Raw genomic sequence first — 13,174 nt, 5'->3', positions numbered from 1 at the left:
ATGACGATCGTCGAGAAATACTGGGACGACGCCCGCGAGGGCGACACGTGCACGAGCCCGAGCTACATCGTGACCAAGGAACGCATTCTCGCGTACGCCGACCTCACCGGCGACCATACGCCCGTCCACGTGGACGAGGAATACGCCAACGCGAGCCATTTCGGGTGCCTCGTCGCGCACGGGCTGTTCGGCCTGTCCATCGCCGACGGCCTGAAGACGCAGAGCGACTATCGCTTTCTGCCGGGCATGTCGCTCGGCTGGAGCTGGGATTTCCTGCTGCCGATCAAGGTCGGCGACGTGCTGCACGTGAAGTTCCGCGTCGGCTCGATGCGGGCCAGCAAGAGTCGCCCGGATTGGGGCATCGTCGTGCTGCCGTCGGAGCTGGTCAATCAGGACGGTCAGGTCGTTCAACGCGGCGAGCATCGCCTGATGGTGCCGCGCCGCCCGGAGGCACTGTAATGCAGGCTCGCCCACTCGAAGGTATTCGCGTCGTCGACTACAGCCACTTCCTTGCCGGTCCGTATGTCGGGCGCTGTCTCGCGGCGCTCGGCGCCGAAGTCATCAAGGTCGAGCGCCCCGGATCGGGCGACGCCGGACGCCAGCACGCGACCGTGCTCGACGACCAGCAAAGCGGCTACTTCCTGCAGCTCAACATGGGCAAGCGCGGCGTGAGCGTCAACATGAAGGACGCGCGCGGCAAGGCGTTCATGCAGCGGCTGTGCGACTCCGCCGACGTGTTCATCGAGAACTATCGGCCGGGTGCACTGGACAAGCTCGGGCTCGGCTATGCGGAATTGTCGGCGCGCAATCCGGGCCTCGTCTACTGTTCGATTTCCGCGTACGGGCACACCGGTCCGGACGCGCATCGCGCAGGCTTCGGGCTGATCGCGGAAGCCAGGAGCGGAATCATGCAGATGGTGGGCACGCCGGGCGAGCGGCCGCCGCTGCTGCGCATCTCGCTCGGCGACATGTACACCGGCATTCATGCGGTCGCGGCGATCAACGCCGCGCTGCTGGGGCGCGTGAAGAGCGGCCGCGGGCAACACATCGACATGGCGCTGTACGACACGCTGGTATCGATGCACGAATATGCGGTGCAGTGCTACACGCTGCAGGGCGTGCTGCCCGAGCAGACCGGGCACGACATGCCGACCTCGACACTCTATGGCGTGTTCCGTGCCGCGGACGGCGATCTCGTCATCGCCGCACAAGTCGACGACGCGTGGAAACGCTTCGCCGGGCTGATCGCGACGCACGGCGGCCCGTCGGACTTCGGCGCCGACACACGGTTTCACGACAGCACCGGGCGCAACGCGCACCGCGCGGAGATTCTGTCGGTGGTCGAGCCGTGGGTGGCCGCGCGTTCCGTCGCGTCGGTGCTCGAACTGCTCGACGGCATCGACGTTCCGTGCGCGAAGGTGCAGCGCATCGACGAGGTATTGAACGATCCGCAGATCCAGGCGAGAGGCATGGTCGTCGAGCAACAGCATCCGCGCTACGGGACGCTGCGCCTGCCCAACCTGCCGTTCCGGTTTTCCGATTGCGATACGACGATTCGCGACGTCGCGCCCGATCTCGGGCAGCACAACGCGGAAGTCGCGCGCTCCCTCGGGTTCGATTCGGCCGAAATCGACGCGATGCAGGCCGACGGCGTCCTCTATTCAAAAGCGAGCCAATGATGACCGACCCATACGCGGTGATCGGCAATCCGATCGGGCACACGAAATCCCCACTGATTCACGGCCTCTTCGCGCAGCAGACGCGTCAGGACATCAGCTATACGCCCATCGAGGGGCCCGTCGAGCCGGCAGGCGCTTTCGCAGCCGCGGTTCGTGCCTTTTTCGAGGGCGGCGGCAAGGGCATCAACGTCACTGCGCCGTTCAAGCTCGACGCGTTCGCGATGTCGGACGAACGCAGCGAGCGGGCGCAGCTCGCGGGCGCCGCCAACGCGCTCAAGTTCGACGGCGGCCGCATCCTGGCCGACAACTTCGACGGCATCGGCCTGGTTCGCGATATCGAAGCGAACCTCAATCTGCCGATGGCCGGCAAGCGTGTCCTGGTGCTCGGTGCGGGCGGCGCGGCACGCGGCGCGCTTTTGCCGTTCCTCGAAGCCGGACCGGCTGAACTGGTCATCGCGAATCGCAACGTCGACAAGGCGCGCGCCCTGGTCGCGCAGGTTGCCGGACGCGGTCCGCTCGTTGCCGGCGGCTACGCGGACCTCGCACGGATGGGGCGTTTCGACCTGGTCGTCAATGCGACGTCGGCGAGCCTGACCGGCGACCTGCCGCCGGTCCCGCCGAGCGTGTTCAGTCCGGCCGGCACCGCCTACGAACTTGCATACGGCAAGCGTCTGACGCCGTTTCTGCGGCTCGCGAAAAACGCAGGCGTACACGGAATTGCGGATGGTGTCGGCATGCTGGTCGAGCAGGCGGCCGAAGCGTTCGCATGGTGGCGCGGCGTACGCCCCGAGACCAGTTCGGTGATCGATCGGCTGGCCGTGCCCTTTGATTGAACACGCGATGGAGTTTCGCATGAAGAAGATCCTGATGCTGCACGGCATCAATCACAACATGTTCGGCAAGCGCGACCCCGCACAGTACGGGACGATCACGCTCGCGCAGATCGATGCGCGGCTGCAAGGGCTGGCGAAGGAACTGGGTGTACAGGTGGAATCGTTCCAGACGAACGGCGAAGGCGCGATGTGCGAGCGCATTCATCGCGCCTTCGAGGAACGCCAGGATGCGGTGCTGATCAACGCCGGGGCATGGACGCATTACAGCTACGGCATTCGCGATGCCCTTGCCATCCTCACGTGCCCGATCGTCGAACTGCACATGTCCAACATTCATGCGCGCGAGCCGTTCCGGCATCACTCCGTCCTGGCCGAGATCGTCAGCGGGCAGATTTGCGGTTTCGGTGTCCAAAGCTATCTGCTGGCGCTGAGGGCCGCGGTCGCGGCGCTCGGCGAGGAATGACCGATTCCCGCATCGGCTGCCGATGCGGGATCGACGCACATGCGCAACCGTTCCGCGGTCGTTCGCCGTGCGTCGTATCGATGGGCCTCGGTCCGGTCACACAACGGAGTCGATACATCGGGCAGTGACGACTCCCCGCATCACCCGCGTTGCCCGGCACACATATCAATATCTGGAGACGACGATGACCACGACCTTGCGGGACGAGCCCAGGGGCAGGCACCAATCGAGAAAAGCCGCCGTCAGCGGCTGGATCGGATCGGTGCTCGAATACTACGATTTCTTCATCTACGCCACGGCATCGGCGCTGATCTTCCCGCAGATATTCTTTCCGCACGGGAGCCCCACGACAGCCATCATCGCGTCGCTGGCCACTTACGGTGTCGGCTACGTGTCGCGCCCGATCGGCGCGTTCGTGCTGGGCCATCTCGGCGACACGCGCGGACGGAAAACCGTCCTGCTTTTCTGCATGTTCCTGATGGGCATCTCGACCGTCGGAGTCGGCCTCCTGCCGACCTATCAGCAAGCCGGGCTGCTCGCGCCGGCATTGCTGGTGACGCTTCGCCTGCTGCAAGGTTTCGCCGTGGCCGGCGAGATTACCGGCGCGAGCTCGATGATCCTGGAACACGCGCCGTTCGGTCGGCGCGGATACTTCGTCAGCTTCACGCTACAGGGCGTGCAGGCCGGGCAAGTGCTGGCCGCCGCCGTGTTCCTGCCGCTCGCCTACTACATGCCCTCCGCGCAATTCGACAGCTGGGGCTGGCGCATTCCGTTCCTGCTGAGTGCGCTGGTCATCGTTGCGGGTTTGATCATTCGTCGCGAGGTCGACGAGTCGCCGGCCTTCGATGAAGCGGTACGCAACCGGTCGCAAGCCGGCTCGCCCGTTGCCGACGCTTTCAAGCACCACTTTCCCGACATGGTGCGCGTTGCCTGCATGTCGATGATGAACGTGATTCCGGTCGTCGCCACCATCTTCGGCGCAGCCTATGCGGTCCAACCAGCGTATGGGATCGGATTCCAGAAAGATGTCTATCTCTGGATCACGGTGGTGGGCAATATCGTTGCGATGATCGTGATTCCGTTCGTCGGCAACCTGTCCGACAAGATCGGACGCCGGCCGCCGATCATCGTCGGCTCGCTGGCGGCCGGCCTGCTCGCGTTCGCCTACCTGTATGCGATCAGCATCCGCAACGTGCCGCTCGCATTCGTGATGTCGATGCTCATGTGGGGTGTGGTGTACCAGGGCTACAACGCGGTATTTCCCGCCTTTTACCCGGAACTCTTCCCGACCCGCACGCGCGTCTCGGCGATGGCAATCGCGCAGAACCTCGGCACCGCGGCCACGGCGATGCTGCCCGCCCTGTTCACGGCAGTCGCGCCGCCTGGAGGGCACCACGTCTGGCTGATCGTCGGCGCGATCGCGTTCGGCATCACCGTGATTGCGTCGCTCGCAGCCGCGAGCGCACGCGAGACCCATCGTGTCCACATGAACGACCTGGGGCGAGCGAACGCTCAACCGGTCGACAAGGCAGAATACGACCGGCTGCGCGTCGACGCGATGGCGCGCCATCGCATCGTGCGCGAACACGTGCCCGGCTCCCTGGGCAGCTAGCCAGCGCTCGACGGGGCGTCGTGTTCGGCGCCCCTTTCGCCGAGCATTTTCAGCTTGCTGCCGCGCCCTCACCGGCAGCGCGAACGTGCGTTGCCGCTGTCTTCATCCGATGCCTGATACCGTGCCGAAAACCGTCATGCCGGACACCACGCGCCCTGCCCGCCTGAACTTCGCGCTCATGTTGCCGCTGCTGCTGGCGGCCCAGCCGGTGGCGACCGACAGTTACCTGCCGGCGCTGCCTGAAATCGCCGCGACGCTGGGGTCCGCCAGCGTCAGCCTCACGGTTTTCGCATTGATATTCGGCATCGGGCAATTGCCGATGGGCAGTCTTTCCGACCGATACGGCCGCCGCCCCGTGTTGCTGAGCGGCCTTGCGCTCTATGCGCTGGCAGCGCTCGCGGCGGCGCTCGCTTCGAGCGCAGCAATGCTGGTAGCCGCTCGCGCGATGCAGGGCTTTGCCATGGCCGCGATCCTGGTATGCGCGCGCGCGACGGTGCGCGACCGGTATTCGGCGGCCGATGGCCCGTACGTGATGGCACGTGGTTTCATGGGAATGGGGATGATGGCGTTCCTCGCGCCGATTCTCGGTGCGTATGTCACGCAGCAGGCAGGATGGCGATGGGTGCTCGCGGGGATGAGCCTGTATGCATTCGGGCTGCTCGTCATGTGCTGGTACGGCTTCGAGGAAAGCTTCACCAGAATCGCTTCGAGCCGGGGCTCGATCCGGGACGTGCGCGAGATATTCGGCAATGCCACGTTCCGGGTATGGGCGCTGCTGGCCGCCTCGACGTACACCGGCATGTTCTGCTTTCTATTGCTGTCTCCCGCAATCTACATCCGGTATCTCGGCCTGTCGCCCCAGCGATATGGCTGGATACCGGCGAGCGGTACGTTCGTCTATGTCCTGAGTACGTATGGCTGCCGCCTGTTGCTGCGACGTCAGAGCATGCTGCGAACGGTACGACAAGGCGCAACCTTGAGCCTCTCCGGCGCAGTGATTCAGGCATTGGGGTGTGCATTGCTTCCCGGCAGCATCTGGCCGCTGCTCCTGGGGCATGGCGTGTATTGCCTCGGCCACGGGATCCATCAGCCATGCGGGCAGGCAGGGGCTGTCAGCAGCCTGCCTCATCTCGCGGGCCGCGCGGTATCGTGGTCCGGCTTCATCATGATGTTCTTCGCTTTCAGCGTGGGACAGACGGCAGCAGCTTTCACCGATGCGCGCTATCAACTGGGCGCGTGGCCAATGGTGGTGCCGATGCTCGTCGTCGGCGTGATGCTGGTCACGATCGCGTTTGCATGGCTGCCGAAAATCACCCACGCGACTTCGGTCGGCAGGCAATCCGGCGCATCGGCGAGTTCATGCAGCTGACCGGGCTGCCAGGCCGACGCGCTCGCCCTGTCCGTCGAATTCGTCGAGCGCGACGCGACGCCGCCCGCTCGTGACGGCGAACGACGCGATGTGGACGATCTTCGCGATGCGCCATTCCCGATACGACAAGCGCAACAGCATGCCGCACGCACGATGACGCGTGACGACGGGGAGCCGTCCATGGGAGCGCGCGAAGGATGCCGGTTATGGGAACGGGATTGAAATCGGGTTTGAAAAACCCGCGCTACGCCCGCCGCCGGTAAGTCCCCGGCGTGCTGCCCGTCCAGTGGCGGAACGCGCGATGGAACGCGCTCGGATCGTCGAAGCCGATATCGGCGCCGATCGCGGCGATCGTGTCGAGCGTATCGGTGAGCCGCTGGATCGCGATGTCGCGGCGCAGTTCATCCTTGAGCGCCTGGAACGTCGTGCCTTCCGAGGCCAGGTGGCGGCTCAGCGTGCGCACCGAACAATGCAGATGCTCGGCCGCCTGGTCGATCACCGGCAGGTCGGGCAGCGCCGCCGACAGGTATTGCCGCACGCGATGGCACACGAGCTGTTCGCTGAACGATTCGAAGATCCAGTCGCCGGGCGCGCGCGCGAGGAACTTGCGCAGGTTGCGCTTGCTCTGCCGGATCGGCGCGTCGAGGTAGTCGGCGCTGAAGCGCATCAGCGTGCGTTCGCAGTCGAACTGCACGGAACCGGTGAAGAAGTACAGGTGCTCGACCGCATGGCGCGGCCGCGGGCACGCGAACTCGATCTTCAGCAGCGGGATCTTCTGCCCGATCAGCCAGGAACACACGCCGTGCACGAGCTTGAGCATCAATTCCTGGCCGAGCGCGCCGATCGGGCCGACGGCCGGGTTCGGCCGCAGCAGCACCTGCGCGACGAGGCCGTCGCGCTTCGATTCGACGAAGAAGTCGTCGAGCAGGATATGGAAGAACTGGCCGAAACGGTGCAGCGCCGTTTCGAGGTTGCGCGCATCGAGCAGGCTCAGGCACAGGTACTTCAGCGTGCCGCCGCGCAGCGGGCGCGAGAAGATGCCGGGCATCTCGTCGTCGAGGTCGATCGCGAGCGTGCGGTACAGCGTCGAGAACTGCTCTTCCGTCACGCGCGCATGCGGCTCGCCGAGCAGCTCGAGCGGGATGCCGGCCCCGCGCAGGTAGCGCTCGACCACGTCGCGCCGCGCGCCGGCGCTCGCCAGAAAACCGTTGACGAGCGAGATCGGCACCGTCGCGCTCGGCGACGGCAGCGCATGCCCGGGCCGGGCGGAAGGTGAGTCTGAACCGGTCATCGCGTCCCCGTCGGTCGAACCGCTCGCATTGTACTTGAGCGACCCGGACCGGGCCTTCGGAGCCTTCGGAGCCTTCGGGGCTTTCGGCGTGCCGGCCCGCGCGCCGACGGGCGCGCGGCGCTTCGGCGCCATCAGTCAGCGCGGCTGAGTTCCCGGCGCAGGATCTTGCCGACCGTCGACTTCGGCAGCCGATCGACCAGGCGGATCAGCTTCGGCACCTTGTAGGCCGCGAGGTTCTCGCGGCAGTGCGCGACGATCTCCGCTTCGGTGACGGCCGCATCCGGCGCAAGCACCACGAACAGCTTGACGGCCTCGCCCGTGCGCTCGTCCGGCACGCCGATGCATGCGCATTCGGCCACGCCCGCCAGCGACGTGGCTGCGGCTTCCACCTCGTTCGGGTACACGTTGAAGCCCGACACGATGATCATGTCCTTCTTGCGGTCGACGATCTTCAGGAAGCCGGCCGCGTCGAACACGCCGATGTCGCCGGTGCGGAAGTAGCCGTCCGCGGTGAACGCCGCCGCGTTCGCTTCCGGCTTCTGCCAGTAGCCGCCCATCACCTGCGGCCCCTGCACGCAGATCTCGCCCGCTTCGCCGATCGCCACCTCGCGATCCTGGTCGTCGAGCAGCTTCACGTCGGTCGACGGCAGCGGCAGGCCCGTCGTGCCCGTGAACGCGTCGATCGACTGCGGGTTGAAGGTGACCACCGGCGACGTTTCCGACAGCCCGTACCCTTCGCGGATGAAGTTGCCCGTCACCGCCTTCCAGCGCGCGGAGATCACGTCGATCACCGCCGCGCCGCCGCCGGCCGACAGCTTCAGCCGCGACCAGTCGACCTCCTTCAACCGCGGATGGCCCACGAGCCCCGCATACAGCGTGTTGACGCCGACGAACACCGACGGCCGCGCCGCCTTCAGCACGTCGATGAAGCCGTCCATGTCGCGCGGGTTCGCGACGAGCCAGTTCTCCGCGCCGATCGCGAAGTAGGACAGGAAGTTCACGGTCAGCGCGAAGATGTGATACAGCGGGATCGCGGTAACGACGACCTCCTCGCCCGGCTGACGCGCGGCAGGCACGATCGCCGCGAACTGCTCGATGTTCGCGACGAGGTTGCGGTGCGACAGCGCGGCACCCTTCGACAGCCCGGTCGTGCCGCCCGTGTACTGCAGCAGCAGCAGATCGGCGCCGCCGAGCGCGACCGGCTCGAAGGCGAGCGATTCGCCGGCGGCGATCGCGTCCGCGAGCGGTATCGAGCCGGGCGGCAGCGCGTCGCACGCGCCGGCCGGCGCATCGACGACACCGAGATCGCCGCGCCCGACGCTCAGCACGGTTCGCATGCGCGTCTTGCCGGCCACGTCGGCGAACGTGCCCATCGATCCGCCGCACACCACGGCCACTTCGACGCCCGCGTCGTTCAGCTGGTGTTCGAGCTCGTGCGCGGTGTAGAACGGGTTCACGTTGACCTGGATCGCGCCGATTCGCGCGAGCGCGACGAACGTCACCGGAAACGCGAGCACGTTGGGCAGCATCACGGCCACGCGGTCGCCCTTGCGCACGCCCACGACCTGCTGCAGGTATGCGGCGAGCGCGGCGGACAGGCGGTCGACGTCGGCGTAGGTCAGCGTGCGGCCGAATGCACGGAACGCGGGGCGATCGGCAAAGCGGCGCATCGCGTCGTCCAGCAGCGCGGTTACGGAAGGATGGCGATCGGCATCGATCTCGGCGGGGATCGAGCCGTACGAGCCGATCCAGTGTCTCTTCGTCATGTCCTGCTCCTCGGGGGACGGCGCCAGGCAGCGCCGTTCGCACGGCGGCCCGCGCACCGGATGCGCATGGGCCGTCGCCTGACCGACGACTATCGCCCGCCAACGGTGCTTTGAAAATGATCCGGGCGGTCGAAAAGATGATCGAAACGGACACGCGGACGCGCGGCGCACCGCCAGCCGCGGCTTGCGCTCGCGCGTCGGTTTGCCGTTGTCGGGCCGTGCAAGCCCATGCGCATCAGGGTGAACCCTATGGCGCGCCCGCGCGTTCCGGCGCAAAATCGCGAACCCGGAACGGTATCGAATCGGACGCAGAACCAGCCATGCCGCGCAGTGCGCTCTTGACCCCGACGGCCGCCGGCGCCGCCCCGCTGCCGGACGCCCCGCTCGCCCACGCGTTGCGCGAGAAGCGCTTCTCGCCGGCCAAGCTGGCCGTGCTGGTCGGTGTCGCCCAGGAACTCGGCCTCGACCCGACCGCCGTGCTCGATGGCACCGGCCTGTCGCCGGACGCCGTCACCGACCCGTTCACGCTCACATCGCAACTGCAGTTCCTGACCGCCGCGCGCAACGCGATCGGCCGCTATGACGGCACCGATCTCGGCGTGCGCGTCGGCCGCCGGCTGCATGCGTCGAGCTACGGAATGTACGGCTACGCGATGCTGTGTTCGGAATCGCTCGCGCATGCGTTCGATTCGGCAGTCAAATATCACCAGCTCGCGAACGGGATGCTCGCGATCCGCTGGGTCGAACAGGGCGACACCGCGTCGTGGCTGTTCCCGGATCCGCATGAAACCGCACTGCCCGAGCCGGACCTGCCCCTCTACCGCTTCCTGATCGACATGCAATTCGCGCTGCACGTGACGATCATCAAGGACGTGATGGGCGCGTGGTGCGTGCCGGCCCGTGCGCAGTTCGCGCAGCCGCGACCGCCGCATGCGGCGCTGCTGTCCGATGCGCTCGAATGCCCGATCGCGTTCGACCAGCCGCACCATGTGTTGAGCTACCCGGCCGCGTGGCTCACGCGCGCGCCGCAGCTCGCGAATCCGATCACCGCCGCGCAGGTGTCGTCGCACTGCGCGCGCCTGCTCGACGAATTGCGCAGCCAGGCGGGCGTCACGCGGCGCGTCTACCATGAACTCACGCGCACGCCCGGGCAGTTTCCGGACATCGACGCGATCGCCGACACCCTGTGCATGACGTCGCGCACATTGCGCCGCAAGCTCGACGCCGAAGGCACGTCGTACAGCGAGTTGCTGACGAGCGTGCGCAAGGCGCTCGCGATCGACTACCTGAGCACCACCACGCTCAGCACCGAGGACATCGCGCTGACGCTCGGCTTCAGCGACGCGGTGGGATTCCGCCACGCGTTCAAGCGCTGGACCGGCACGACGCCGAGCGACGTGCGGCGCAAGCGCGGCGGGTAGACGCTACGCACGAGCGGGCGCGAGCCCGACCGTATCCGTCACATCGGCATCCGTCGGCCATCGTTCGCGCCTAGCTCGCGTTCTGCTGGTCGCAAGTCGCGTGGTTCAAACGCGTCTGCACGATCGTGCCAGACCGGCCCGGGCATCGATACGTAGCGCCTCCTGCCACGCCGCACGCGGCGCCAACTGCGTTGGACGGCCGATGGGCCAGCGTCGGCCGTCCGGCATTCCACGCATGCAGATCGGCGGAAATCGCGACGACGGCGCCGGTCGGTTTCAGCGCGCCTCTCCGGCCGCCGGCTGCGCGACCGTCAGCGCGAACTCGAACACCGCGCCCCTCCCCTCCCGGTCGACGAGCCGGATCCCGCTGCCGTTGAGCGCGAGCATCCGGTGCACGATCAGCAGCCCGAGCCCGCCGCTCGTCGCCGCACCGCCGCTCATCGGCCGTTGCGGCCGCTGGAACAGCCCTTCGCGCCGCGCCGGCGGAATCCCTTCGCCGGTATCCGACACGGTCACCACCACGCGGTCTTCCTGCGGCGTCAGCGCCACTTCGACTTCGCCATGCTGCGGCGTGTGCCGCAATGCATTGTCGAGCAGGTTGGTCAGCACGCGCTCGATCATCCCGAGATCGGCCGACACGACCGGCACGCGCGGCGGGATGCGCGCATGCAGCGTGACGCCGCGCGACTGCGCGGCGAGTTCGAACTTCTCGAATACGTCCTGCACGAGATCGACGAGCGAGAACGGCTCGCGCTCGGCCTGCACGCCGCCCGATTCGAGCCGCGCGAGCTCGAACAGCGCCTGCGCGAGCCGGCCGACCTTCGTGCTCTGCGCGAGCGCGATCGACAGGTAGCGGCGGCGCTCGGACTCCGCGAGCGCGTCGGACTTCAGCGACAGCGTTTCGAGGTAGCCGTGCAGCGACGTCAGCGGCGTGCGCAGGTCGTGCGAGATGTTCGTGATCAGTTCGCGCCGCTGCTGGTCCTGACGCGTCAGCGCGCGCCACTGGTCGCCGATCCGGTCGGCCATCTGCGCGAACGCGGATTCGAGCACCGCGATGTCATCGCCGCGCCGCCCGGGCGGCGAACGTGGCACCGGCGGCTGCGTGTCGGGCGCCGCGTTCGCGTCGAAGCGGCGCATCGCATCGGTCAGCCGGCGCAGCGGGCTCGTGATGAAACTGAACGCGGTCAGGCCTGCAAGCAGGCCGAGCAGCGCGACAACCGCCATCGACCACAGCGTCGTGCGCAGCACGTTGCCGGCGTCGACGCGCGCGGCCAGCCGGTCGTGCGCTTCGCCGAGCAGCACCACGTAGATGTAGCCGGACGGCGGCTGTCCCGCACGCTGCAGCGGCGCGGCGCTGAACACCTTGCGCGCGTCGGGGCTGCGCGGATCGTCGCCGAGGATCGGCAGCGGATCGCCCGCGATGAAGCGCTGCACCGGCGCCAGATCGACGCGGTCGCGCTTCACGTGACCGGGCGGCGCGTCGTCGCCCTGGATGTGCCCCGCGTTGTCGAGCAGGTACACCTCGACGCTCGGATTCACGCCCATCAGCTGGCCGAACAACGAGCGCACGGCGTCCGGGCGCAGCCCGTTCGCGTCCATCAGCGGCGTGCTGCTCGCGATATGCGCGGCGAGATCGCGCGACAGGCCCTGCACGACTTCCTTCTCGCGCATGTCGTTCGCGCGGATCTGCAGCCATGCCGACGCCCCCGAGCACGCGAGCAGCAGGACCGAGAACACGAGCGACAGCCGCTGGGTGAGGGTCAGCTTCATCACGTGTCCCGCTGATCCGGCGCGGCGAGCTTGTAGCCGCGTCCCCACACGGTGAGGATGCGCACGGGTTCGGCCGGATCGGCCTCGATCTTCGCGCGCAACCGGTTGATGTGGGTGTTCACCGTGTGTTCATAGCCTTCGTGCTGGTAGCCCCACACGGCATTGAGCAGGTCCATCCGCGAGAACACCTTGCCCGGATGCCGCGCGAAGAAATACAGCAGGTCGAACTCGCGCGGCGTGAGGTCGATGCGCGCGCCATTGACGGCAGCTTCGCGCGCGATCGGGTCGATCGACAGCCCGGCCACGTCGAGCGTGCCCGCGTCGATCCGCGAATCGCGCGCGAGCGCGTCGACGCGCCGCAGCAACGCCTTGACCCGCGCGACGAGTTCGAGCACCGAGAACGGCTTCGCGAGGTAGTCGTCGGCGCCGAGTTCGAGGCCGAGGATCCGGTGCACCTCACTCGAGCGTGCGCTCGTGATGATGATCGGCGTGTAGCGCGCCATCGCGCGCGCGCGCCGGCAGATTTCCAGGCCGTCGACGCCGGGCAGCATCAGGTCGAGGATCAGTGCGTCCCAGTTGCCCTGTTCGAGCAGGCGCAGCCCTTCCGCGCCGTCCGCGCTGTGAACCACTTCGTAGCGCTCGTCGCGCAGGTGCAGGCTCAGCACGTCGGCGATGTCGGCATCGTCCTCGACGATCAGGATGCGTTTGGGGTGGTCCATGGCGGTCGGCGGCGGCACGTCGTAGTGGTTCCGGAAGTCGAAAGACGGGTTCTGGTCTGCCCAGGGCCGAAAGACCGGCCAGCGAGGGCGAATCGCGGCAGCAACGCCGCGCTGCCGCCATTGTGCAAAATTTTGCAGCGGGAAGGGGTCACATTTCGTTTAAGTTTGGGTAGCGAGCGGGCTGACGGGCAATACCGGCGCGACGCTTCATTCCGGCCCCCAAAAATTCAGACGGCAATCGCCCGGGCTCG

Annotated in this window: 12 protein-coding genes; 7 read left to right on the top strand and 5 right to left on the bottom strand. The window is 67.2% G+C overall.

From position 1 onward, the window contains the following. The 6 genes from LGM71_RS25795 to LGM71_RS25770 all read left to right on the top strand — a co-directional run bounded on the left by LGM71_RS25795 (nt 1) and on the right by LGM71_RS25770 (nt 5,956). Nucleotides 1-459 carry a MaoC family dehydratase gene (locus LGM71_RS25795; protein ID WP_226117257.1) on the top strand — a complete coding sequence of 153 codons (459 nt, stop codon included), beginning with the start codon at nt 1-3 and terminating at the stop codon, nt 457-459. Next, nucleotides 459-1,679: a CaiB/BaiF CoA transferase family protein gene (locus LGM71_RS25790; RefSeq protein ID WP_226117255.1), complete on the top strand. Its 1,221-nt coding sequence runs from the start codon at nt 459-461 to the stop codon at nt 1,677-1,679. The genes LGM71_RS25795 and LGM71_RS25790 overlap by 1 nt, the downstream gene beginning before the upstream one ends. Then, nucleotides 1,679-2,512 carry a shikimate dehydrogenase gene (gene aroE, locus LGM71_RS25785; protein WP_226117505.1) on the top strand — a complete coding sequence of 278 codons (834 nt, stop codon included), beginning with the start codon at nt 1,679-1,681 and terminating at the stop codon, nt 2,510-2,512. Before LGM71_RS25790 ends, aroE begins: the two co-directional genes overlap by 1 nt. A 19-nt stretch (nt 2,513-2,531) precedes the next feature. Continuing rightward, a complete protein-coding gene (aroQ, locus tag LGM71_RS25780) occupies nt 2,532-2,975 on the top strand; it encodes a type II 3-dehydroquinate dehydratase (RefSeq protein WP_226117253.1) in 444 nt (147 codons plus the stop codon). Between the two features lie 184 nt (nt 2,976-3,159). Next, nucleotides 3,160-4,587 (top strand): MFS transporter, encoded by a 1,428-nt coding sequence (locus tag LGM71_RS25775; RefSeq protein ID WP_226117251.1) that lies wholly within the window; start codon nt 3,160-3,162, stop codon nt 4,585-4,587. Between the two features lie 136 nt (nt 4,588-4,723). Then, entirely contained in the window at nt 4,724-5,956 is a 1,233-nt protein-coding gene (locus LGM71_RS25770) for an MFS transporter (protein WP_226117248.1), read from the top strand. Here LGM71_RS25770 and LGM71_RS25765 read toward each other — a convergent pair. The 3 genes from LGM71_RS25765 to LGM71_RS25755 all read right to left on the bottom strand — a co-directional run bounded on the left by LGM71_RS25765 (nt 5,945) and on the right by LGM71_RS25755 (nt 9,013). Next, entirely contained in the window at nt 5,945-6,097 is a 153-nt protein-coding gene (locus LGM71_RS25765) for a hypothetical protein (protein ID WP_226117247.1), read from the bottom strand. The genes LGM71_RS25770 and LGM71_RS25765 overlap by 12 nt on opposite strands. 103 nt (nt 6,098-6,200) lie before the next feature. Next, the gene (locus LGM71_RS25760; RefSeq protein WP_226117246.1) at nt 6,201-7,379 is read right to left on the bottom strand and encodes an AraC family transcriptional regulator; all 1,179 of its coding nucleotides are present in this window, start codon (nt 7,377-7,379) and stop codon (nt 6,201-6,203) included. Continuing rightward, the gene (locus LGM71_RS25755) at nt 7,379-9,013 is read right to left on the bottom strand and encodes an AMP-binding protein (protein ID WP_226117245.1); all 1,635 of its coding nucleotides are present in this window, start codon (nt 9,011-9,013) and stop codon (nt 7,379-7,381) included. The genes LGM71_RS25760 and LGM71_RS25755 overlap by 1 nt, the downstream gene beginning before the upstream one ends. A gap of 320 nt (nt 9,014-9,333) precedes the next feature. On the opposite strand from LGM71_RS25755, the gene LGM71_RS25750 reads away from it, so the two are divergent. Beyond that, nucleotides 9,334-10,434, top strand: coding sequence for an AraC family transcriptional regulator (locus tag LGM71_RS25750; protein WP_059606252.1), 1,101 nt, complete (start codon nt 9,334-9,336; stop codon nt 10,432-10,434). Between the two features lie 276 nt (nt 10,435-10,710). Here the strand turns inward: LGM71_RS25750 and LGM71_RS25745 are convergent, their stop codons facing one another. Continuing rightward, on the bottom strand, nt 10,711-12,204 hold the full coding sequence (locus tag LGM71_RS25745) for a sensor histidine kinase (protein ID WP_226117244.1): 1,494 nt from the start codon (nt 12,202-12,204) through the stop codon (nt 10,711-10,713). Continuing rightward, entirely contained in the window at nt 12,204-12,923 is a 720-nt protein-coding gene (locus tag LGM71_RS25740) for a response regulator transcription factor (RefSeq protein WP_226117238.1), read from the bottom strand. The genes LGM71_RS25745 and LGM71_RS25740 overlap by 1 nt, the downstream gene beginning before the upstream one ends. Nucleotides 12,924-13,174: the final 251 nt, after the last annotated feature.

The organism is Burkholderia sp. AU33545, assembly GCF_020419685.1.
In the GTDB taxonomy this organism is placed as follows: domain Bacteria; phylum Pseudomonadota; class Gammaproteobacteria; order Burkholderiales; family Burkholderiaceae; genus Burkholderia; species Burkholderia diffusa.
The sequence above is the reverse complement of the archived record's forward strand: the minus strand, read 5'-3'. Positions and strand labels throughout refer to the sequence as shown.

Excerpts from the sequence above, each read along its gene's own strand:
- LGM71_RS25795 (WP_226117257.1), top strand. The coding sequence starts at position 1 with ATGACGATCGTCGAGAAATACTGGGACGACGCCCGCGAGGGCGACACG.
- LGM71_RS25790 (WP_226117255.1), top strand. The coding sequence starts at position 459 with ATGCAGGCTCGCCCACTCGAAGGTATTCGCGTCGTCGACTACAGCCAC.
- aroE (WP_226117505.1), top strand. The coding sequence starts at position 1,679 with ATGACCGACCCATACGCGGTGATCGGCAATCCGATCGGGCACACGAAA.
- aroQ (WP_226117253.1), top strand. The coding sequence starts at position 2,532 with ATGAAGAAGATCCTGATGCTGCACGGCATCAATCACAACATGTTCGGC.
- LGM71_RS25775 (WP_226117251.1), top strand. The coding sequence starts at position 3,160 with ATGACCACGACCTTGCGGGACGAGCCCAGGGGCAGGCACCAATCGAGA.
- LGM71_RS25770 (WP_226117248.1), top strand. The coding sequence starts at position 4,724 with ATGCCGGACACCACGCGCCCTGCCCGCCTGAACTTCGCGCTCATGTTG.
- LGM71_RS25765 (WP_226117247.1), bottom strand. The coding sequence starts at position 6,097 with ATGCTGTTGCGCTTGTCGTATCGGGAATGGCGCATCGCGAAGATCGTC.
- LGM71_RS25760 (WP_226117246.1), bottom strand. The coding sequence starts at position 7,379 with ATGGCGCCGAAGCGCCGCGCGCCCGTCGGCGCGCGGGCCGGCACGCCG.
- LGM71_RS25755 (WP_226117245.1), bottom strand. The coding sequence starts at position 9,013 with ATGACGAAGAGACACTGGATCGGCTCGTACGGCTCGATCCCCGCCGAG.
- LGM71_RS25750 (WP_059606252.1), top strand. The coding sequence starts at position 9,334 with ATGCCGCGCAGTGCGCTCTTGACCCCGACGGCCGCCGGCGCCGCCCCG.
- LGM71_RS25745 (WP_226117244.1), bottom strand. The coding sequence starts at position 12,204 with ATGAAGCTGACCCTCACCCAGCGGCTGTCGCTCGTGTTCTCGGTCCTG.
- LGM71_RS25740 (WP_226117238.1), bottom strand. The coding sequence starts at position 12,923 with ATGGACCACCCCAAACGCATCCTGATCGTCGAGGACGATGCCGACATC.